General features: G+C 67.8%; 21 protein-coding genes. 14 read left to right on the forward strand and 7 right to left on the reverse strand.

Annotated elements, in window-relative coordinates:
* Positions 1-61 precede the first annotated feature (61 nt).
* The 7 genes from CFB41_RS02680 to CFB41_RS02710 all read right to left on the reverse strand — a co-directional run bounded on the left by CFB41_RS02680 (position 62) and on the right by CFB41_RS02710 (position 6204).
* Entirely contained in the window at positions 62-1411 is a 1350-nt protein-coding gene (locus tag CFB41_RS02680) for a DUF3426 domain-containing protein (RefSeq protein ID WP_089455556.1), read from the reverse strand.
* Between the two features lie 45 nt (positions 1412-1456).
* Complete coding sequence (gene prmA / locus CFB41_RS02685) at positions 1457-2359, reverse strand: 50S ribosomal protein L11 methyltransferase (protein ID WP_089455557.1); 903 nt, start codon at positions 2357-2359, stop codon at positions 1457-1459.
* Between the two features lie 2 nt (positions 2360-2361).
* Complete coding sequence (gene accC / locus CFB41_RS02690) at positions 2362-3729, reverse strand: acetyl-CoA carboxylase biotin carboxylase subunit (protein WP_021161890.1); 1368 nt, start codon at positions 3727-3729, stop codon at positions 2362-2364.
* An 84-nt stretch (positions 3730-3813) separates the two neighbouring features.
* The gene (gene accB / locus CFB41_RS02695; protein ID WP_046544894.1) at positions 3814-4287 is read right to left on the reverse strand and encodes an acetyl-CoA carboxylase biotin carboxyl carrier protein; all 474 of its coding nucleotides are present in this window, start codon (positions 4285-4287) and stop codon (positions 3814-3816) included.
* A gap of 66 nt (positions 4288-4353) precedes the next feature.
* Positions 4354-4806: a type II 3-dehydroquinate dehydratase gene (gene aroQ, locus CFB41_RS02700; protein WP_011350880.1), complete on the reverse strand. Its 453-nt coding sequence runs from the start codon at positions 4804-4806 to the stop codon at positions 4354-4356.
* 194 nt (positions 4807-5000) lie between these two features.
* Positions 5001-5552, reverse strand: a complete 552-nt coding sequence (locus tag CFB41_RS02705) for a TlpA disulfide reductase family protein (protein ID WP_089455558.1) — start codon at positions 5550-5552, stop codon at positions 5001-5003.
* A gap of 7 nt (positions 5553-5559) precedes the next feature.
* A complete protein-coding gene (locus tag CFB41_RS02710) occupies positions 5560-6204 on the reverse strand; it encodes a hypothetical protein (RefSeq protein ID WP_039353186.1) in 645 nt (214 codons plus the stop codon).
* 42 nt (positions 6205-6246) lie between these two features.
* Here CFB41_RS02710 and mpl point away from each other — a divergent pair, with 42 nt between their 5' ends.
* The 14 genes from mpl to araH all read left to right on the forward strand — a co-directional run bounded on the left by mpl (position 6247) and on the right by araH (position 22238).
* Entirely contained in the window at positions 6247-7836 is a 1590-nt protein-coding gene (mpl, locus tag CFB41_RS02715) for a UDP-N-acetylmuramate:L-alanyl-gamma-D-glutamyl-meso-diaminopimelate ligase (RefSeq protein ID WP_373558609.1), read from the forward strand.
* A complete protein-coding gene (locus CFB41_RS02720; RefSeq protein ID WP_089455559.1) occupies positions 7833-8402 on the forward strand; it encodes a YqiA/YcfP family alpha/beta fold hydrolase in 570 nt (189 codons plus the stop codon). The genes mpl and CFB41_RS02720 overlap by 4 nt, the downstream gene beginning before the upstream one ends.
* Positions 8403-8482: 80 nt before the next feature.
* On the forward strand, positions 8483-10570 hold the full coding sequence (locus CFB41_RS02725; RefSeq protein WP_089430583.1) for a ribonuclease catalytic domain-containing protein: 2088 nt from the start codon (positions 8483-8485) through the stop codon (positions 10568-10570).
* A complete protein-coding gene (aroE, locus tag CFB41_RS02730) occupies positions 10567-11433 on the forward strand; it encodes a shikimate dehydrogenase (protein ID WP_089455560.1) in 867 nt (288 codons plus the stop codon). The genes CFB41_RS02725 and aroE overlap by 4 nt, the downstream gene beginning before the upstream one ends.
* A 14-nt stretch (positions 11434-11447) precedes the next feature.
* Complete coding sequence (gene mtgA / locus CFB41_RS02735) at positions 11448-12185, forward strand: monofunctional biosynthetic peptidoglycan transglycosylase (protein WP_089455561.1); 738 nt, start codon at positions 11448-11450, stop codon at positions 12183-12185.
* 437 nt (positions 12186-12622) lie between these two features.
* Positions 12623-14233: a S10 family peptidase gene (locus CFB41_RS02740; protein ID WP_089439194.1), complete on the forward strand. Its 1611-nt coding sequence runs from the start codon at positions 12623-12625 to the stop codon at positions 14231-14233.
* An 80-nt stretch (positions 14234-14313) separates the two neighbouring features.
* Entirely contained in the window at positions 14314-14715 is a 402-nt protein-coding gene (locus CFB41_RS02745) for an EF-hand domain-containing protein (RefSeq protein WP_046544902.1), read from the forward strand.
* A 347-nt stretch (positions 14716-15062) separates the two neighbouring features.
* Entirely contained in the window at positions 15063-15962 is a 900-nt protein-coding gene (locus tag CFB41_RS02755) for an IclR family transcriptional regulator (protein WP_089439195.1), read from the forward strand.
* Positions 15959-16984, forward strand: coding sequence for a 2-dehydro-3-deoxygalactonokinase (locus CFB41_RS02760; RefSeq protein ID WP_089455562.1), 1026 nt, complete (start codon positions 15959-15961; stop codon positions 16982-16984). The genes CFB41_RS02755 and CFB41_RS02760 overlap by 4 nt, the downstream gene beginning before the upstream one ends.
* 22 nt (positions 16985-17006) lie before the next feature.
* Positions 17007-17684 carry a 2-dehydro-3-deoxy-6-phosphogalactonate aldolase gene (locus tag CFB41_RS02765; protein ID WP_089456537.1) on the forward strand — a complete coding sequence of 226 codons (678 nt, stop codon included), beginning with the start codon at positions 17007-17009 and terminating at the stop codon, positions 17682-17684.
* Entirely contained in the window at positions 17684-18463 is a 780-nt protein-coding gene (locus tag CFB41_RS02770) for an SDR family oxidoreductase (RefSeq protein WP_089456536.1), read from the forward strand. Before CFB41_RS02765 ends, CFB41_RS02770 begins: the two co-directional genes overlap by 1 nt.
* A gap of 111 nt (positions 18464-18574) precedes the next feature.
* Positions 18575-19570: an arabinose ABC transporter substrate-binding protein gene (locus tag CFB41_RS02775; RefSeq protein ID WP_039353007.1), complete on the forward strand. Its 996-nt coding sequence runs from the start codon at positions 18575-18577 to the stop codon at positions 19568-19570.
* Positions 19571-19639: 69 nt separating this feature from the next.
* A complete protein-coding gene (araG, locus tag CFB41_RS02780; RefSeq protein WP_089455563.1) occupies positions 19640-21151 on the forward strand; it encodes an L-arabinose ABC transporter ATP-binding protein AraG in 1512 nt (503 codons plus the stop codon).
* 70 nt (positions 21152-21221) lie between these two features.
* Complete coding sequence (gene araH, locus CFB41_RS02785; protein ID WP_089455564.1) at positions 21222-22238, forward strand: L-arabinose ABC transporter permease AraH; 1017 nt, start codon at positions 21222-21224, stop codon at positions 22236-22238.
* Positions 22239-22258 lie beyond the last annotated feature (20 nt).

Here is a 22258-nt window from a genome sequence, read left to right on the forward strand (position 1 = left end):
AAATAGCGCGCCGCTCGGGCGCGCGGGTTGAGACGGGCGCGCAGGCGCGCGCCGCGGCGCGTCACGGATAGAAAATCTGGACGCGGAAATTCGAGGCGGGCGCACCGTTCGTTTCGACGCGGACGACCATCGTCTGCGTCGTGCCGGGCGGCAGCCCGGCGTCGATCGGCGTGCCCGGGCGCACGTAGTCGCGCGGCGCGAGTACGCGGCGCACGGTCACGTGGTTGGTGTCGTCGAGCAGCGTCAGCTCGAGCGACGGGTAGGCGAGTGCGACGCGGTAGCGGTTCGTCAGCGGCACCTTCAGCTCGAGCTCGCGCGGGCCGTCGAGCTGGCGCAGGTCGGTCGCGTCGAGCCGCAGGCCGTCGATCGCGCGCGGCGGCGCAACCGTGCAGCCGAGCGGCGCGCAGGCCTGCCGGAACCAGCCCTGCGTGACGGGCCAGTAGATCATCAGCGTTTCGCGCTGCCACCATGCGAGTTGCCCGACGAGCAGCACGGCGAGCACGGCAGCGACGAGGCCGCCGAAAAAGCCGCCGAGCATGCCGCGCCGCTGCGGCGCGCGGGTTTCCCGCGTGACGGCGAAATGCGGACGATCGTCGTCGGTCAGCGCAGCGGGGAAGGGGGCGGCCGGCGCGTGGGTCGTGGCGGCGGGCGTCTCGTCGTGCCGCGTGGTGCCGGAGTCGGGCTCGGGCGCGGCTTCGGTGACGGCTGGCGCAGGCGCGAACGCAAAGCGCGGTTCGCGCGGCGCGCGCTCGTCGTCCTGCACGGCGAAATGCGTGGTACCGACGGGCTCGGCGGCGTTGTGAGCGGTCTCTGCGTCCGACGGAAGGTGCGCGACGAAGCGGGGCTCACGCGGGTCGCGTTCGACGGGCGCGGCCGATGGTTCGACATCCTGCGGCGATTGCGATTGCGTTTGCGTCTGCAGCGATTCGGCCGGCTGTTCGACGGCAGCGGAGGCGGGCAGCTCGGCCGGGGAGGGCGCGAACGGTGCGGGCGTACCCGACAGGTGCACGACGCCGGCTTCGATGGACGGAAGGGCAAGCGGGATCAGCGGCTCGGTGCGCACGGTCCGCACGTTGTGCTGCAGCGACGGGTCGACGCCGGCATCGAGCCACGGCGCCCACATGTCCCAGCCTTCGGGCTTGTAATCGGTGTCGGAAGGTGACCCGGCCGGCGCTTCGGCGGCGAACAGCCGAGGCGGGGCCGGATGACGCGCATCACCGTCATCCTGCGCGGCAGCCGGTTCGGTCAGGACCGGCTCGGGCTGCTGCGCGTGCTCGGGAACGAGCGACTCGGACGCGTTGAAGACTTCGTGGCAATGCCCGCAGCGCACGAGCCCTTGATGCAGCGAGAGCTGTTCCTGCTGCAGCCGGAAGACGGTTTCGCAATGAGGGCAGCGCGTCGCAAGAAGCATGTCGAGCCGGGCGGCCTGCTGGCCAGAGTGAAGGACAGCGCTATTCTAATGGCTTTCGCGTCGGGTTCCGGCGAGGCATACCCAACCTTCGTGCTCACGCCAGACCGAGATGTCGACATAGCGTGCGTAGACGGCCGCCACTTCGTCCGCCTGGCGCGCGAGCACGCCCGACAGCGCGATGCGCCCGCCCGGCTTGACCTTCGATGCGAGCATCGACGCCATCAGCTTCAGCGGATTCGACAGGATGTTCGCGACGACGATGTCGAATTCACCGTCCGGGCACGCATCGGGCAGCCCGTACGTGACTTCCGCATGGTTGCGTTCGCTGTTCTGCCGCGCCGATTCGACCGCTTGCGGATCGATGTCGATGCCGATGACGGGGTTCGCCCCGCATTTCTTCGCGAGGATCGCGAGAATGCCCGAGCCGCAGCCGTAGTCGAGCACCGACTGGCCGGGCTGCACCGACTGCTCGAGCCATTCCATGCACAGGCGCGTGGTCGGGTGGCTGCCGGTGCCGAAGGCGAGGCCCGGATCGAGTTCGAGGATGAGCGCGTCGGGATCGGGCGCATCGTGCCACGACGGCACGACCCAGATCCGCTCGCCGATCGGGATCGGCTCGAACTGCGATTGCGTGAGACGCACCCAGTCCTGCTCTTCGACTTCGCGGACGGTGAATGCCGGCGTCTCGGCGACGCCGATCTCGTTCGCGGCCGCCGCGAGCAGCACGGCCGGCTCATGGTCGGCCGCGAGCAGCGCGACCACGCGCGAGTGCTGCCACGCGGTGCGGTCGGGCACGAGGCCCGGCTCGCCGAAGAGCGGCTGTTCGTCGGGCGTGTCGGCGTCGGCATCTTCGACCGACACCGACAGCGCGCCGAGTTCGAGCAGCGCGTCGGACAGCGCCTCCGCATGCTCACGGGCCAGTTCGACGACGAGTTCGCGATAGCTCATGCTTACGCTTCTTCCGGTGCGACCTGCTGCTTCTGGGCGAGCCGGTTTTCGAGGTAATGGATGCTGGTGCCGCCTTCGACGAACTTCGAATCGATCATCAGCTCGCGGTGCAGCGGGATGTTGGTCTGGATGCCTTCGACGACCATTTCCGACAGCGCGATGCGCATCCGGCTGATCGCCTGCTCGCGCGTCGCGCCGTAGGTGATCAGCTTGCCGATCATCGAATCATAGTTCGGCGGCACGAAATAGCCATTGTAGGCGTGCGAATCGACGCGCACGCCGGGGCCGCCCGGCGTATGCCACGACGTGATCCGGCCCGGCGACGGCGTGAACTTGAACGGATCCTCCGCGTTGATCCGGCATTCGATCGCGTGCCCGCGGAACTGGATGTCGCGCTGGCGCAGCGTGAGCTTCTCGCCGGCCGCGATGCGGATCTGTTCCTGCACGATGTCGACGCCCGTGATCAGCTCCGATACCGGGTGCTCGACCTGCACGCGCGTGTTCATCTCGATGAAGTAGAACTCGCCGTTTTCGTACAGGAATTCGAACGTGCCCGCACCGAGGTAGCCCATCTTCTTGCAGGCGTCCGCGCAGCGGTCGCCGATGCGGTCGATCAGGCGGCGCGGAATGCCGGGTGCCGGCGCTTCCTCGATCACCTTCTGGTGGCGGCGCTGCATCGAGCAATCGCGCTCGCCGAGCCAGATCGCGTTCTTGTACGCGTCGGACAGCACCTGGATTTCGATGTGGCGCGGGTTCTCGAGGAACTTCTCCATGTACACCTGCGGGTTGCCGAACGCACGGCCGGCTTCCTCGCGGGTCATGTTGACCGCGTTGACGAGCGCGGCCTCGGTGTGCACGACGCGCATCCCGCGCCCGCCGCCGCCGCCTGCCGCCTTGATGATGACCGGATAGCCGATCGCGCGCGCAATCTTGACGATCTCCTTCGGATCGTCCGGCAACGCGCCCTCCGAGCCCGGCACGCACGGCACGCCGGTCTTGATCATCGTCTGCTTCGCGGTGACCTTGTCACCCATCATGCGGATCGTTTCGGGGCGCGGGCCGATGAACGTGAAGCCCGACTGCTCGACACGTTCCGCGAAATCGGCGTTCTCCGACAGGAAGCCGTAGCCGGGGTGGATCGCCTCGGCATCGGTGACTTCCGCGGCGCTGATCAGCGCCGGCATGTTCAGGTAGCTCAGGTTCGACGGGGCCGGGCCGATACAGACGGCTTCGTCCGCGAGGCGCACGTACTTGGCTTCCTTGTCGGCTTCCGAGTAGACGACCACCGTCTTGACGCCGAGCTCACGGCACGCACGCTGGATGCGCAGCGCGATTTCACCGCGGTTGGCAATGAGGATTTTTTCAAACATAGCGAGTATTCGTCTCTTCGAGGGGCGCGCGAACGGCGCCTGGCGGGCATCGGCGGCGCGCGGCCCGCAGGCCGCGCGGCGGACTTAGCCGATCACGAAAAGCGGCTGGCCGTATTCGACGGCCTGGCCGTTCTCGACGAGGATTTCCTTGATCACGCCGGCTTTGTCCGACTCGATCTCGTTGAGCAGCTTCATCGCTTCGATGATGCAGATGGTCTGGCCTTCCTTGACCGTATCGCCCACCTGGACGAACGGGTCCGCGCCCGGCGACGGTGCGCGATAGAACGTGCCGACCATCGGCGACGTCACGACGTGGCCCTGCGGGACAGCCGGAGCGGCTGCGCCGCCCGCGGCCGGCGCGGCAGCGCCTTCGGTCGGCAGCGCGGCCGACGGGGCGGGCGCGCTGACTTGCGGGGCATACCCAGCCGTCGGCTGCACGTAGACCGGGGGCGCGTTCTTGACGATGCGCACCTTGCCTTCGCCTTCCGTCACTTCCAGCTCGGAGATGCCGGATTCGGAAACGAGGTCGATCAGAGTTTTCAGCTTACGAAGATCCATCGGGAATTCCCCTTTCAATACGTGAAAGCGCCGGTTAGGGGCCGGCGCTGAATCTAGATCGCGAAATCAGCCGCGCGACGTGCCTTGCAGCTTGTCCAGCGCGTACTCGAGCGCGTACAGATAACCTTTCCAGCCGAGCCCGCAGATCACGCCTTCGGCCTGGTCGGAAAAGTAGGAGTGGTGCCTGAACGCTTCGCGGCGATGCACGTTCGACAAGTGAACCTCGACGAACGGGATGCCAACGCCGGCGATCGCGTCCCGGATCGCGACACTCGTGTGCGTGTACGCGGCCGGATTGATCAGGATGAAATCGGTCTGTTCCTCCCGCGCGGCCTGGATGCGGTCGACCAGCGCGCCTTCATGGTTGCTCTGGAACGACGACAGTTCGGCGCCGGCTTCCCGGGCACGCGCGGCAAGCGCCTGATCGATCTGTGCGAGCGTGACGCGGCCGTACACCTCCGGTTCCCGGGTGCCGAGAAGGTTCAGGTTAGGGCCGTGCAGCACCAGCAATCGTGTCATGGTCGCTTCTATTTCTGCGGAATTGCGCGAACTTTAGCGCTATTTAGAGAAATTTGTCTAGTTTTGCCGAACGGCCGAGCGCGCGCGACCTGCAAGAATTACCGGCGCGCATCCAAAGTGTCGGCGAATTCACGCGAAATTGCGGCGATCGACGGGCAAATTGCCGCCAACGTGCGGGCCGCCGTTCGGGCAGGTTACAGCGCGTCGAGCGTCTTTTTGAGCTCCGCCGGCTGGATTTGCCCCAATTTTGTCTCGCGGATCTTGCCGGTTTCGTCGATGACGACCGTAAACGGCAGTGCGCCGGCCGTATTTCCAAAATTGCGGGCCAGATCGGCGCCCGCATATCCGCTGACGAATACCGGGTAATCGACCTTCACCTTCTGCAGAAAGTTCTTCACGTTCTGTTCGGAATCGACGCCGATTCCGATGAAACGGATGCCCTTCTGCTTGTATTGGTGCGACAGCGCGACGAGCTCCGGCATCTCCTCGACGCACGGGCCGCACCATGACGCCCAGAAATTGACGACGACCTTCTGCCCCTTGAACGCGGACAACGTGGCCGGCTTGCCGTCGGTGCCCGTCAGCGACGCCGCCCACAACTGTTCGACGGGGCTGCCGTGCGCGGCGGGCGCGGCGACGGCGACACCGTCGTCGGCGGGGCCGCGGAACCAATGGCCGGCGGCGAGCCCGCCGGCAACGGCGGCGGCCGCGACCACCGCGAGCGCCAACATGCGTTTCATCATCATCGTTGAATCATTCCGGTTCGGAAGGGGTCTTGCCTGCTTCGACGAGCGCGCGCAGCGCAGCGGCATCGGCACGGGCGACCCGGCCGCGCGCGTCGGCCTTGACCGCGCCGCGCAGGTCGTCGCTCGCATAGAGCGCGAGATGGATGCCGATTGCATCGACGTCGCGCCGCGGGCGCCACAGGAAACTGAGCGTCTCGACGTCGGCGCGGCCCGCGAAGTGCCGCGTCTCGGAGACGTCGTACTGGACGTTCTGGTTCAGCAGGTAGATCGCGACGTCCTTCGGGTTGTCGGTGAATGCCTGCAAATGGATATCCGAATGCGCGTTCGCGGTGCCGTTCAGCACGGCGCCCGTCACATAAGGATGGAATTCGGCGAGCCGGCGCATCCAGTCGAGCGCGATTTCGCGCAGGCGGCGCAGTTCGTCCGGCTGCGTGTCGCTCTGGAACAGGGCCAGGTACTCGCGCAGTTCTTCCTCGATCTGGTCGTTATCCGGCAGCCATTCGCCGGCAACGCGCGTATCGCCCAGCAACTGGCGCGCGGCCTTGCGCTTTGCACCGGCATAGTCCAAGCCGTCCTCCGCGATCAGGCGCGCGGCGGACTGGGCGATTTCCTCGCGGACGCGCCGCGGGTCGAGAAGGGTTTTACGAGACATGATCCGGCAATCATACTCGATCGCCGCAGGGCCCGAGCGCGGGTGCGGCGGCCTGCCGCCCGGCGTGCCGGCGACGTTCGCGCGCAGCGTTCGGGCCGCCGGGCACGGCAGGCCGTCAGTTACAATACTGTTCTTTGTGTCGCGGCAAAAGCCGTTGGCCGGTCGCCGGCCGCACGGCCTGTCCGCCGCGCCGCACACGCATCCTTTCCGAATCGACGGCGCCCGGCGGCGCGAAAGCATTCATCTATGCACATCCACATTCTTGGCATCTGCGGCACCTTCATGGGCGGTCTCGCCGTACTCGCGCGCGAGGCGGGCCACACGGTGACGGGTTGCGACGCGGGCGTCTATCCGCCGATGAGCACGCAGCTCGAGGCGCAGGGCATCACGCTGATCGAGGGCTACGGCGCCGAGCAGATCGACCTGAAACCGGACCTGTTCGTGATCGGCAACGTCGTCACGCGCGGCAATCCGTTGATGGAGGCGATCCTGGATCGCGGCCTGCCGTACGTGTCGGGCCCGCAGTGGCTCGGCGAGCACGTGCTGGCCGGTAAATGGGTGCTCGCGGTGGCGGGCACGCACGGCAAGACGACCACGTCGTCGATGCTCGCGTGGCTGCTGGAAGACGCGGGCCTGAATCCGGGCTTCCTGATCGGCGGCGTGCCGCTGAACTTCGGCGTGTCGGCGCGGCTCACCGATTCGAGCTTCTTCGTGATCGAGGCCGACGAATACGACACGGCGTTCTTCGACAAGCGCTCGAAGTTCGTCCACTACCGGCCGCGCACCGCGGTGCTGAACAATCTCGAATTCGATCACGCCGACATCTTCCCGGATCTCGCCGCGATCGAGACGCAATTCCACCATCTCGTGCGTACCGTGCCCGGTGTCGGCCGGATCGTCACGAACGGCCGCTCGGACGCGCTCGAGCGCGTGCTGGCGCGCGGCTGCTGGAGCGAGGTCGAGCGCTTCGGCGTCGACGGCGGCTGGCAGGCGCTGCCGGCCGAGGACGGCGTGCCGGTCGACGAGCGCTTCGCGGTGTATTCGCACGCGGAACGCGTCGGCGAAGTCGCGTGGCAGGTGCAGGGCGACCACAACCGGATGAACGCGCTCGCGGCGATCGCGGCCGCGCGCCACGTCGGCGTGCCGCCCGCGCAGGCGGCCGAATCCCTCGCGTCGTTTCGCAACGTGAAGCGCCGGATGGAAGTGCGCGGCAGCGTGGACGGCGTGACCGTCTACGACGACTTCGCGCACCATCCGACCGCGATCGACACCACGATCGCCGGCCTTCGTGCCCGCATCGGCCGTCAGAATGCCCGCATCCTCGCGGTGCTCGAGCCGCGCTCGAACACGATGAAGCTCGGCGTGATGAAGTCGCAATTGCCGGCGAGCCTGGCCGACGCCGATCTGGTGTTCGGCTACGGCGCGCCGACCGGGCGCGACGCGCTCGGCTGGAACCTGGCCGAAGCGCTGGCGCCGCTCGGCGAGAAGGCGCACGCATTCGACGATCTGCACCTGCTGGTGAAGTCCGTCGTCGCAGCCGCCCGCCCGGGCGACCACGTGCTCGTGATGAGCAACGGCGGCTTCGGCGGCGTGCACCAGAAGTTGCTCGATGCGCTCGGGAGCCGCACGTGATCCTGTACCTGCACGGCTTCCGGTCGTCGCCGGAATCGCAGAAGTCGCGCCAGCTCGCCGCGCGCATGGCCGACCTCGGCCGGATTGACGAGTGGCGGTGCCCGTCACTGTCGGTGTCCCCGCTCGAAGCGATCGCAGTCGCGGAAGCCGAGGTGGCTGGTGCGCGCGACGTGACCGTCATCGGCAGCTCGCTCGGCGGCTATTACGCGACGTGGCTGGCCGAAAAGCACGGCTGGAAGGCCGTGCTGCTGAATCCGGCGATCGTGCCGCAGCGCGATCTCGAGCAGCATCTGGGCGAACAGCCGCTGTATCACGGCGGCGGCACGATCGTCGTCGAGCGCCGTCACCTGCATGAGCTCGATGCGCTGCGCGTGCCGGCGATCACGCGTGCCGAACGCTACTATCTGTTCGCGGCGACCGGCGACGAAGTGCTCGATTACCGCGAGATGCTCGCGCATTACCCGGGCGCGAAGACGCGCGTGATCGAAGGCAGCGATCACGGGATCAGCGAATTTGCCGACTATGTCGACGACGTTCTCGCGTTTTGCGACGGAAAGACGTCTTAAACCGGCCATGTGCCGATCGAATTCCCATCATCATGCGGCGCCGCCGATGCGGCGCCCGGCAGTCTGAACGAGAGTACTGAGTGAACGTTTTCTTCGAGGAATCGGGCAGTTTCAAGGCGGGCAGCGTGCTGTCGCGCCAGGGCGACGCGTTTCAGGTCGAGTTGCCCGGCGGGCGGCGGGCGAAGGTGCGCGCGAAAGACGTGCTGATCGAATTCGACAAGCCGGCCGCAAGCGAACTGATGCAGGAGGCCGACACGGCCGCGCAGCAGATCGATCTGGATTTCCTGTGGGAATGCGCGCCGGCCGACGAGTTTGCCTATACGGCGCTGGCCGCGGAATATTTCGGCGCGTCGTACGGCCCGGTCGAGCGCGCGGCGCTCGTGTTGCGCCTGCACGGTTCGCCCGTCTACTTCCGCCGCAAGGGGCGCGGCCAGTACCAGCGCGCGCCGGAAGAGCAGCTCAAGATGGCGCTCGCATCGCTCGAGCGCAAGCGCCAGCAGGCGCTCGTCCAGGTGCAGTACGAAGAGGAACTGAAGGCCGGCAAGCTGCCGGAGGCGTTCGCGGGCAAGGTGCTCGGGCTGCTGACGCGGCCGGACAAGAACTCGATCGAATACAAGGCGATGGAAGCGGCGGCCGGTGCGCGCGGCGTGTCGCCGGCGCGGTTGATGCTCGACTGCGGCGGTATCGCGTCGCCGCGTGCGCTGCACGAGGCGCGCTTCCTCGCGGAATTCTTCCCGCACGGCACGGGCTTCCCGGCCGTCACGGTCGGCCCGCTGCCGGACGACCTGCCGCGTGCGGACGTCCAGGCGTTCTCGATCGACGACATCACGACGACCGAAATCGACGACGCGTTCTCGGTCGAGCACCTCGCCGACGGCCGCGTGCGAATCGGCGTGCACATCGCGGCGCCGGCGCTCGGCATCGTGCGCGGCGACCCGGTCGACGCGATCGCGCGCACGCGCCTGTCGACCGTCTACATGCCGGGCGACAAGATCACGATGCTGCCGGACGACGTCGTCGACGTGTTCACGCTGAAGGAAGGCGATTATCGTCCGGCGCTGTCGCTGTACATCATCGTCAATCGCGAAACCCAGGAGATCGTCGCGAACGAGACGCGCGCCGAGCTCGTGTTCGTGAAGAGCAACCTGCGGCACAACCACCTCGACGAGCTCGTCAACGAAGAGACGCTCGCGGCCGGCACCGGCGAGTATCCGCACAAGGACGACATCGCCGTGCTGTGGCCGCTCGCACAGGCGCTGTTCGAGAAGCGCCAGGTCGCGCGCGCGGGCTACGGCCTGAAGCGCGAGGTGCAGCGCAACACCGATTACAACTTCTACGTCGACGGCGAGCACGTGTCGATCACGCCGCGCCGTCGCGGGTCGCCGCTCGACCTGATCGTGTCGGAGCTTGCGATCCTCGCGAACTCGACCTGGGGCGCCTTCCTGCACGACCACACGGTGCCGGGCATCTACCGCTCGCAGCGCGGCTTCGGCGCGCCGGGCCCGAAGCGCACGCGGATGCAGACGACGGCCGCGCCGCACGAAGGCCTCGGCGTGGCGCAGTACGCGTGGAGCACGTCGCCGCTGCGCCGCTACGTCGACCTCGTGAACCAGTGGCAACTGCTCGCATGCGTGCAGCATGGCGTCACCGCGAAGCTCGCCGCGCCGTTCAAGCCGAAGGACGCCGACCTGTACGCGGTCGTGCAGGGCTTCGACGACACCTACACGGCCTACGCCGACTACCAGCGCCGGATGGAGTATTTCTGGTGCCTGCGCTGGCTCGCGCAAGAACAGAAGAAGCAGGTCGTCGCGAGCGTCGTGAAGGGCGACCTCGTGCGCCTCGAGGAAATTCCGCTGCTGCTGCACGTGCCGGGGCTCGGCGTGCACGCGCGCGGCACGCGCGTGTTGCTCGACGTGATGGCGCTCGATGAGCTGACGATCGAGGCGTCGGTACGTTTGCTGAACGTGCTCGACGCGCCGACCGTGACGAGCGGCGACGCTGCCGAGGAAGAGGATGACGCCGAAGGCGGCGACGACACGCTGATCGACACCGAAGACGCAACCGCCGAAACCGAAGCCGAAGCACTGGCGGAAGCGGATGGCGCGGCGGCCGGTGAAGGCGGCGAAGCCGCGAACGGTAACGCCGGCGAAGAGGGGCGCGCATCATGACCGCGACTGCGTCGACGAGCGGCGCCGACCGCTATGTGGTGTTCGGCAACCCGGTGGCGCACAGCAAGTCACCGTTCATCCACGCGCAATTCGCCGTGCAAACGGGCGAGCCGGTCGAATACACGCACCGGCTCGCGCCGCTCGACGGTTTCGACGCGGCCGTGCGCGCCTTCGTCGCCGAAGGCGGTCGCGGCGCGAACGTGACGGTGCCGTTCAAGCTCGAAGCGCATGCGCTTGCCAACACGCTGTCGCCGCGCGCGGCGGCGGCAGGTGCCGTGAATACGTTGCGCATCGACGCCGACGGCCGCATCCACGGCGACAACACCGACGGTGTCGGCCTCGTGCGCGACATCGAAGCGAATCTCGGCGTGTCGCTGGCGGGCGCACGCATCCTGCTGCTCGGCGCCGGTGGCGCGGCGCGCGGTGTCGTGCTGCCGCTGCTCGACCGCGCACCGCTGTCGATCGGAATCGTGAACCGCACCGCGAGCAAGGCCGAAGCGCTCGTGGGCCAGTTCATGCAGGCCGCGCACGATGCGGGCTGCACGCTCGCGGGCGGCGGCCCCGACGTCGTGCGCGCGGAGCCGTACGACGTGGTGATCAACGCGACGGCCGGCAGCCTCGATGCCGCGCTGCCCGAGTGCGATGCGGCCGCGTTCGGCGCGGGCACGCTCGCGTACGACATGATGTACGGCGCGCAGCCGACGGTGTTCATGCAGCATGCGGCGTCGCTCGGCGCGCGCACGGCCGACGGCCTCGGCATGCTCGTCGAGCAGGCGGCCGAATCGTTCTTCATCTGGCGCGGTGTGCGGCCGGACGGCGCGCCGGTGCTGGCCGCGCTGCGCCAGGCGCTCGCGGCGAGCTGAGCGGAGCGCGGCACGTGGTGGCGGTGAGCGGCACGCAGCCCACGCGGATGGTGAGCCCGACGCGCTGGTTCATCTATGCGGGATCGGTGTTCGCGGGGGCGTGGCTCGCGACGCAACTGTTCTATCTCGCGCAAATCGCGCTGTGGTCGTTCGTGAACCCCGGGTCGACCGCGTTCATGCGTACCGACGCGTGGTGGCTGTCGCGCGACAAGCCGCCTGCGCAGATCCAGCATCAATGGGTGCCGTACGACCAGATCTCGCGCAACCTGAAGCGCGCGCTGATCGCATCGGAAGACTCGACCTTCGCGACCAACAACGGCTACGACGTCGACGCGATCCTGCAGGCGTGGGAGAAGAACAAGGCGCGCGGCCGGATCGTCGCGGGCGGCTCGACGATCACGCAGCAGCTCGCACGCAACCTGTTCCTGTCGCGCGAGAAGAGCTACATCCGCAAGGGGCAGGAGCTCATCATCACGTGGATGCTCGAAACGGTGCTCGACAAGGAGCGGATCTTCGAGATCTACCTGAATTCCGTCGAGTGGGGGCGCGGCGTGTACGGCGCCGAAGCAGCCGCCCGCTATTACTACAAGATTCCCGCAAGCCGGCTCGGCGCGTGGCAATCGGCGCGTCTCGCGGTGATGCTGCCGAAGCCGCGCTGGTTCGACGCACATCGCGGCTCGGCGTACCAGGCGCAGCGCGCGGCGATCATCGCGCGCCGGATGGGGGCGGCCGCGCTGCCGCAATCGGAGTGAACGGCGCGCTCGCGCCGTCGCATTGACCGTTTCGTCGCCCGTGCGCCCGCCACGGGCCGGTTGTGCGCTGCAGCGCATTCATGTCGCGATCATTTCGGGCCACATCCTTTAGACGAATCCGTCTATTTCGTTTTGCTGAGCAATACCGGGCGTCGTGTGATTTTGTTGCCCGATATGGCGCGAAATTCGGAGATTTTTAGTCTCCCCGGATAAACACGAAAGTCCGTGAAAGGTGTGTGAAATGTAATGTTTCGCAAACCGAAGCATTCCTGAAAGGTGTGCGCCGCACCGGCTGCGCGCCAAATATTTCAAAATTTTTCAAAGCTGACGGCCTCGCGTATATTGGCCAGCGCCTCGGCCTATCGGCCCCAATCGAGGCGGGGGGTGGCTTACCCGGCTGCTCGACACAAAAAACATCCGAGAGAAGGAAAGCAACGATGCCAGCAAGCAAAGCGAAGCTGTTGTTGGGAGTGGTGTTTTCTTCGCTGATCCTGACGGCCTGCAACGACGACGTGACATCGTCTTCTGCTGCCAGCGCCGACAATTCAGCCGATCCCGCCAGTCAGGTGGACAGGGCGTACAACGATCCGAACAGTTATTCGTCGAGCGCGAACGCGTCGCTCGACGCCTCCGCCGCGGTCGAAAAGGCCGCCGTCACGCATCACCAGATCACCCTCAACGGCAAGACGATCCGCTACACGGCCACGGCCGGCCACCTCGTCGCGCGCAATCCGCAGACCGGCGCGCCCGAAGCATCGTTCTTCTATGTCGCCTATACGGCCGACAACCAGCCCGCGGCGAAGCGGCCCGTCACGTTCCTGTACAACGGCGGCCCCGGCTCGGCATCGGTGTGGCTGCACCTCGGCTCGTTCGGCCCGCGCCGGATCCAGACGGGCGACCCGAACGCGAACACGTCGACGTTCCCGTTCGTCGACAACCAGGAAAGCCTGCTCGACACGACCGACCTCGTGTTCGTCGATGCGATCGGCACCGGCTTCTCGGAAGCGATCGCGCCGAATACGAACCAGACGTTCTGGGGCGTCGACCAGGACGGCGGCGCGTTCCGCGATTTCGTGACGCGCTACCTCACCGTGAACCAGCGCAACGATTCGCCGAAATACCTGTTCGGCGAGTCGTACGGCACGCCGCGCACCGACGTGCTCGCGAACCTGCTCGAGACGGCCGGCGTGAAGCTCGACGGCATCGTGCTGCAGTCGTCGATCCTGAACTACAACGTGAACTGCGACATGGCGAGCGACTACATCGGCAACTCGAACAACGGGTCGAGCCCGGTGAGTTGCGCGGGTTTCGTGCCGTCGTACGGCACGGTCGGCGCGTACTACCAGCTCGACAACCCGAACCCGTCGAGCCTGCCGCAGTATGCGGACCAGATGCGCCTGCTGACGGCCGGCAGCTACGCGCCGGCCGTGAACGCGTACCTGGCGAGCCATACGCCGCCGCCGCCGACCCTCGTCACGACGATGGTGAATTCGACCGGCGTGAAGCAGTCGCTGTGGAATGCGGACTTCAACGTGATCCCGACTTTCTTCGACAACAGCTTCCAGCTGTCGCTGATCCCGGGCACGCTGATCGGCCGCTACGACGCGCGCGTGAACGTGCCGGTGTCGAGCCCGCTGGCATCCGGCGGCGACCCGTCGAGCACGTTCATCACGAAGCCGTTCACCGACACGATCGGCAGCTACCTGCCGAACGAGCTGAAGTACACCGCGCAGTCGGCCTACTCGGTGAGCAGCAATGCGATCAACACGTGGGACTGGACGCACGACGGCCTCGCGATGCCGGACACGATTCCCGATCTCGCCGCGGCGCTGTCGCTGAATCCGCAATTGAAGGTGCTGTCGCTGAACGGGTATCACGACATCGCGACGCCGTTCTACCAGACCGAGCTCGACCTCGCGCGGCTCGGGACGCAACCGAACCTGACGATCAAGGACTATCAGGGCGGACACATGGTCTATCTCGACGATACGTCGCGTCCGCAGGAGAAAGCCGACCTCGTGACCTTCTACAACGCGGCCGCGCACTGATGCTGCGCCAGGCAGGCGACGCGCGCCCGCGGTGGCGCCGCGCCTGCCGTCGACGACCTCATTCCAGACTGGAGCCTGATATGAAGAATCGTTTCATCGTCGTTGCCGCGGCGCTCGCCTGTGTCGGCGCCGCAGCATCCGTATCCGCGTTCGCGCAGGCGAGCGACGCCGCCGCGCCGGTGCGTGCGCGCCAGGCGCAGCTCGGCGATCCGTACGTACCGCCGGCCGCGCGCAAGCCGACCGCCGGCACGCAGACGACGGGCGCCGCGCTGCATGCGCAGGTGGTGCGCAAGCTCGCGCGGCAGTTCAGCGCGGCCGACGCGCAGAACACGGGTTCGATCACCGAGTCGCAGGCACGCGCGGCCGGCCTCGGCTATGTCGCGAACCACTTCCGGCAGATCGACTCGGGCGGCAACGGCCGCGTGTCGTTCGCGGACGTCCAGCGCTACATGCAGGCACGCAGCACGAGCAGCCAGCAGTAAGCGCGGCGCGCGGTGAACAAACGGGGGCGGAACCTGCTGCGCGGCGGGTTCCGCCCCCGTGCACATGAAGCCGCCATGACGTCGAAGACGGGCGGATTCGCGCCGAATTCTCATTATCTGGGCAACGCACTCAAATATTGGAGACGAGTGCGTGCGCTCCTACAATCCGAAGCACATCACAGCTTCGGACCCACGCATCGCGCGGCGCCCGACGCACACGGAGACACCTTCCATGAAGTTCGCCGGGCGCTTTATTCGGTGCATCGACCGCCGCCTCGTCGCGACGCCGGACGCCATGCCGGCATCGTGCGAACGGCTTCACCGGTTCCGTTGAAGAAGCCTGCCCCATGACCAAGATGCCCGACACCCTTGCACTCGACGCCCGGCGTGCGACGCCGGACGATGCGTCGCTCACCGACAGCATCGGCGCGACCAGCACGCCGCTCGATCTCGCCGCGCAGCAGGCCGGTACGCAGACGCTACTGCGCGGCCTTGCGATCCTCGAGGCGATCGCGAACGGCGCGCGCGACATGCGCGCGATCGGCGCCGCGCTCGGCACGACGCGCAGCACCACGCACCGCCTCGTCAGCAGCCTCGTGCAGGCGCGCTACCTGCGCCAGGTGCAGGGCGGCTACCTGCTCGGCCCGAAGCTGATCGAGCTCGGCACGATCGCGCTCGAGCAGATGCCGCTCACCGCGGTGGCGCGCCCGCACCTCGAAGCGCTCGCGGAAGCGACGCTCGACACGATCCATCTCGGCGTGCGCGACGGCGACGACGTGCTGTACATCGACAAGATTCCCGGCACGCGCGGCCTCGAGATGCGCTCGCGCGTCGGCCACCGGATGCCGCTCGCGTCGACCGGCATCGGCAAGGCGATGATGCTCGACACCGATCCCGACACGTGGCGCGCGCTGTTCGAGGCCGCCCGGCGGGCGCTCGCCGGCGTCAATTTCAAGCCGGACAACCGGCCCGAGACGAGCGCGTTCCTGCAGCGCATGGCGCATTACGCGGCCGGCGGCTATACGTTCGATCTCGAGGAGAACGAGGCGTCGATCCGCTGCGTGGCCGCGCCGATCCGCGACGCATCGGGCGCGATCGTCGCGGCCGTGTCGGTCGCGAGCACGATTCCGTACATGCCGCACGACCGGATGGACGAACTGATTCCGCTCGTGCAGCGCGAAGCGCGAGCCATTTCCGCGGAACTGGGCTGGAGCCCGCCGCAGGGTACCCGCAGGATCAAACGATGACGACTTCGACCCGGCCCGTTCCGGATGCCAGCTCCGCCACCCCGTCGCTGATCGCGCTCGACTGGGGCACGACGTCGCTGCGCGCTTACCTGTACGACGCGCACGGCGCGCTCATCGACACGCGCAGCCGTGCGGCGGGCGTGATGCATGTGCCGGGCGGCGGCGCGCGCGCGTTCGACGCTGTGTTCGAGGAAGCGTGCGGCGACTGGCTCGACCGCTCGCCGGGCCTGCCGGTGCTTGCCGCCGGGATGGTCGGCAGCGCGCAGGGCTGGCGCGAGGCGCCGTACGTCGCGGTGCCGGCCGGCGCCGACGCGCTCGTCGCGGGCCTCACCACGGTGACGACGGCGCGCGGCACGACGATCTCGATCGTGCCGGGCGTCATCGCCACGGGCGAACTGCCCGACGTGATGCGCGGTGAAGAAACGCAGATATTCGGTGCACTCGCGAGCGATCCCACGCTTGGCACCGATCGTTCAGGGGTACTGATCGGCTTGCCGGGCACCCATGCGAAATGGGCGTGGGTGAGGGACGGGCTGATCGAGCGCTTCCAGACCTTCATGACGGGCGAGCTGTTCGCGGTGCTGCGCGACCACACGATCCTCGGCCGCACGATGCGCGCCGGCGCGTCGCCCGATCGCGCGGCGTTCGTGCGCGGCGTCTTGGTCGCGCGCGGCGCGCAGCATACGGGGCTGCTCGCGACGATCTTCAGCACGCGTACGCTCGGCCTGACCGACCGGCTCGCGCCCGATGCGCAGGGCGACTACCTGTCCGGGCTGCTGATCGGCCATGAGCTCAACGCGCTCGACGCGATGCTCGCGGAGCGCGGCATCGCGCTCGCGGACCAGCCGCTGCTGCTGATCGGCGACGACAGCTTGTGTGCGCGCTACGCCGATGCGCTCCAGGAATTCGGCCACCCGCCCGCCCGCGTGGTCGCACACGCGACCGACCGCGGCCTGTGGCGGATCGCGTCGCGCGCCGGGCTCGTGCGCGCGGATGGCGAGCCCGTCTGCGCCGACCAATGAACCGTTTGCCGAGGAACCTTCGATGCCGTCCGACCTGACCTTGCCCGCACCCTACGCGCCCCACGCCGCGCTGATGCGTGCGTTCGACGCGTGCCCGCTGATCGCGATCATGCGCGGGATCACGCCCGTCGAAGCGGCCGACCACGGCCGTGCGCTCTATGAAGCCGGCTTCCGGATCGTCGAGGTGCCGCTCAACTCGCCCGATCCGTTCGACAGCATCGCCGCGCTGCGGCGTGCGCTGCCCGACGACGCGATCGTCGGCGCGGGCACCGTGCTGCGCGCCGAGTACGTCGACCGCGTGCAGGACGCGGGCGGCGCGCTGATCGTGATGCCGCACAGCGACGCGGCCGTGATCCGCCGCGCCCGCGAGCGCGGCCTCGCGAGTGCGCCGGGCGTCGCGACGCCGACCGAAGCGTTCGCCGCGCTCGCGAACGGCGCCGACGTGCTGAAGATGTTCCCGGCCGAGCAGCTCGGCGTACCGGTCGTGAAGGCGTGGCGCGCGGTGATCGACCGCGCGGTGCCGCTGATCCCGGTCGGCGGCATCTCGCCCGACAACATGGCGCCGTTCCTCAATGCCGGCGCGAACGGTTTCGGGCTCGGCTCGGCGCTGTACCGCCCCGGCCAGTCGGCCGACGCGACCGCGGCGAACGCGCGTGCGTTCCAGGCCGGCTTGCGCGTGGCGCGCGGCGGAGCCGCATGATGGGCCGCCTCGCGGACAAGGTCGCGATGGTGACGGGCGCGGGCCGGGGCATCGGCGCCGCGATCGCCCGCGCGTTCGTTCGCGAGGGGGCGGCGGTCGCGCTCGTCGATCTCGACTTTCCGCAGGCGCAGCGCACGGCCGCCGCGATTGCGCACGAGATCGCCGGCGCGCGCGTGCTGCCGCTGCAGGCGGACGTCGCACGGCAGGACGCGGTGCGCGACGCACTGGCGCAGACCGAGGCGGCGTTCGGCCCGCTCGACGTGCTGGTGAACAACGCGGGCATCAACGTGTTCGCCGATCCGCTGGCGATGACCGACGACGACTGGCGACGCTGCTTCGCGGTCGACCTCGACGGCGTGTGGCACGGCTGCCGCGCGGCGCTGGAAGGAATGGTCGAACGCGGCCGCGGCAGCATCGTGAACATCGCGTCGACGCACGCGTTCAGGATCATCCCGGGCTGCTTTCCGTACCCGGTCGCGAAGCACGGCGTGCTGGGCCTCACGCGTGCGCTCGGCATCGAATACGCGGCGCGCAACGTGCGCGTGAACGCGATCGCGCCGGGCTACATCGAGACGCAGCTCACGCGCGACTGGTGGGACGCACAACCCGACCCGGCTGCCGCGCGCGCCGACACGCTCGCGCTGCAGCCGATGAAGCGGATCGGCCGGCCGGAGGAGGTCGCGATGACGGCCGTGTTCCTGGCGTCCGACGAGGCGCCGTTCATCAATGCCGCGTGCATCACCGTCGATGGCGGGCGCGCGGCGCTGTATCACGACTGACGCGATTGACGTAACGATTCGAAAGACCGCACGTGCGACGGCCGCGCGCACGCTGCGTCGAAACCAACAAGCGGCTGCATCCTGTTCGATGAAAACAAGGAGACACTGGAGATGAAACGCAGAACGTTCGTAACGCTGGCGGCCGCGGCCGCGGTGGTGATGGGCAGCCCGGTCGCGCATGCGGCCGACCCGGTCAAGATCGGCTTCCTCGTGAAGCAGCCGGAAGAGCCGTGGTTCCAGGACGAGTGGAAGTTCGCCGAAATCGCGGCGAAGCAGAAGGGCTTCACGCTCGTGAAGATCGGCGCGCCGTCCGGCGAAAAGGTGATGAGCGCGATCGACAACCTGTCCGCGCAGAAGGCGCAGGGCTTCATCATCTGCACGCCCGACGTGAAGCTCGGGCCGGGCATCGTCGCGAAGGCGAAGTCGCACAACCTGAAGATGATGACGGTGGACGACCGCCTCGTCGACGGCGCGGGCAAGCCGATCGAGGCGGTCCCGCACATGGGGATCTCCGCGTACAACATCGGCAAGCAGGTCGGCGACGGCATCGCGGCCGAGATCAAGAAGCGCGGCTGGGACATGAAGGACGTCGGCGCGATCGACATCACCTACGAGCAGCTGCCGACCGCGCATGACCGCACCAGCGGCGCGACCGACGCGCTGGTGGCCGCCGGCTTCCCGAAGGCGAACGTGATCGCGGCGCCGCAGGCGAAGACCGACACCGAGAACGCCTTCAACGCGGCGAACATCGCGCTCACGAAGAATCCGCAGTTCAAGCATTGGGTGGCGTACGGCCTGAACGACGAAGCCGTGCTCGGCGCGGTGCGTGCGGCGGAAGGGCGCGGCTTCAAGGCGGACAACATGATCGGCATCGGGATCGGCGGTTCCGATTCTGCGCTGAACGAGTTCAAGAAGCCGCAGCCGACGGGCTTCTACGGCACCGTGATCATCAGCCCGAAGCGCCACGGCGAGGAAACCTCGGACCTGATGTACACGTGGATCACGCAGGGCAAGGCACCGCCGGCGCTGACGCTGACGACCGGCATGCTCGCGACGCGCGACAACGTGTCGAAGGTGCGTGACGAGATGGGGCTCGCGTCGAAGTAAGCGGCTTGCCGGCTGCGGCGGCCACGCGGCAGCCGGCGATCGATGGATCTGCAAGAGTAGGGAGACGACGTGTCAGCGGCACTGCGTTTTGACAATATCGGCAAGGTCTTTCCCGGCGTGCGCGCACTCGACGGCATCTCGTTCGACGTGCACGCGGGCGAGGTGCATGGCCTGATGGGCGAGAACGGCGCGGGCAAGTCGACGCTGCTGAAGATTCTCGGCGGCGAATACCAGCCCGATGCGGGCAGCGTGCTGGTCGACGGCCAGCCCGTGCAGTTCGCGAGTGCGGCCGCGTCGATCGCGGCCGGCATCGCGGTGATTCACCAGGAGCTGCAGTACGTGCCCGACCTGACGGTCGCGGAAAACCTGCTGCTCGGCCGCCTGCCGAATGCGTTCGGCTGGGTGAGGAAGCGCGAGGCGAAGCGTTTCGTGCGCGAGCGGCTCGCCGCGATGGGCGTCGATCTCGATCCCGATGCGAAGCTCGGGCGGCTGTCGATCGCGCAGCGGCAGATGGTCGAGATCTGCAAGGCGCTGATGCGCAATGCGCGCGTGATCGCGCTCGACGAACCGACCAGCTCGCTGTCGCATCGCGAGACCGAAGTGCTGTTCAAGCTCGTCGACGACCTGCGTGCGCAGGGCCGCGCGCTGATCTACATCTCGCACCGGATGGACGAGATCTACCGGCTGTGCGACGCCTGCACGATCTTCCGCGACGGGCGCAAGATCGCGTCGCACGAATCGCTCGCCGACGTGCCGCGCGAACGGCTCGTCGCCGAGATGGTCGGGCGCGAGATTTCGGATATCTACCATTACGCGCCGCGCACGCTCGGCGACGTGCGGTTCGCGGCCGAAGGCATCGACGGCCCGGCGTTGCGCGAACCCGCGAGCTTCTCGGTGCGCGCGGGCGAGATCGTCGGTTTCTTCGGGTTGGTCGGCGCGGGCCGCAGCGAACTGATGCGGCTCGTGTACGGCGCGGATCACCGGCGTGCGGGCGTGCTGACGCTCGACGGCGCGCGCATCGACGTGAAGCGCACCGGCGACGCGATCCGCCACGGCATCGTGCTGTGCCCCGAGGACCGCAAGGAAGAGGGGATCATCGCGATCGCGTCGGTCGCGGAGAACATCAACATCAGCTGCCGCCGCCATTCGCTGCGCGCGGGGCTCTTCATCAACCGCAAGGCCGAAAGCGAAACGGCCGACCGTTTCATCCAGCGGCTCAAGATCAAGACGCCGAACCGGCGCCAGAAGATCCGCTTCCTGTCGGGCGGCAACCAGCAGAAGGCGATCCTGTCGCGCTGGCTCGCGGAGCCCGACCTGAAGGTCGTGATCCTCGACGAGCCGACGCGCGGGATCGACGTCGGCGCGAAGCACGAGATCTACGACGTGATCTACCGGCTCGCGGAACGCGGCTGCGCGATCGTGATGGTGTCGTCGGAGCTGCCGGAAGTGCTCGGCGTGTCCGACCGCATCGTCGTGATGCGCGAAGGCCGGATCGCGGGCGAGCTGCCGCGCGAACAGGCGAACGAGCACGCGGTGCTGAGCCTGGCGCTGCCGCAGACGAGCGCCGTCGAGGCAGCCTGACGCAGCACACGACAATCGAATCGGACATGCACGGCGCGGGCCGTGCGATGCAGGAGCAGGAGACTCAATCATGCAAGTCAACGAAAACCTTGGCAGCGCCGCCGTGAAGCCGTCGGCCGACGCGCTGGTGCCGCAGCAGAGCGACCGCCAGAAATGGTGGCAGCATCTGACCGAATACAGCCTGATCGCGATCTTCGCGGTGATGTTCATCACGATGTCGCTGACCGTCGATCACTTCTTCTCGATCGACAACATGCTCGGCCTCGCGCTGTCGATCTCGCAGATCGGCATGGTCGCGTGCACGATGATGTTCTGCCTCGCGTCGCGCGACTTCGACCTGTCGATCGGCTCGACCGTCGCGTTCTCCGGCGTGCTGTGCGCGATGGTGCTGAACGCGACCGACAACACGTTCGTCGCGATCATCGCGGCTGTCGCGGCCGGCGCCGCGATCGGCTTCGTGAACGGCGCGGTGATCGCGTACCTGCGCATCAACGCGCTGATCACGACGCTCGCGACGATGGAGATCGTGCGCGGGCTCGGCTTCATCGTGTCGAAAGGGCAGGCGGTCGGCGTGTCGTCGGATACGTTCATCGCGCTCGGCGGGCTCACGCTCTTCGGCGTGTCGCTGCCGATCTGGGTCACGCTGCTGTGCTTCATCGCGTTCGGCGTGCTGCTGAACCAGACCATCTATGGCCGCAACACGCTCGCGATCGGCGGCAACCCGGAAGCCTCGCGGCTCGCGGGGATCAACGTCGAGCGCACGCGCGTGTACATCTTCCTGATCCAGGGCGCGGTGACGGCGCTCGCGGGCGTGATCCTCGCCTCGCGCATCACGTCGGGCCAGCCGAACGCCGCGCAGGGCTTCGAGCTGAACGTGATCTCCGCGTGCGTGCTCGGCGGCGTGTCGCTGATGGGCGGCCGCGCGACGATCTCGGGCGTCGTGATCGGCGTGCTGATCATGGGCACCGTCGAGAACGTGATGAACCTGCTGAACATCGACGCGTTCTACCAGTACCTCGTGCGCGGCGCGATCCTGCTCGCGGCCGTGCTGCTCGACCAGCTGAAGAACCGCGGCGTCCGCGACTGACCCGATCCGCTCTCACGGAG

It is taken from the genome of Burkholderia sp. AU33803, from assembly GCF_002223095.1.
Lineage (GTDB): Bacteria > Pseudomonadota > Gammaproteobacteria > Burkholderiales > Burkholderiaceae > Burkholderia.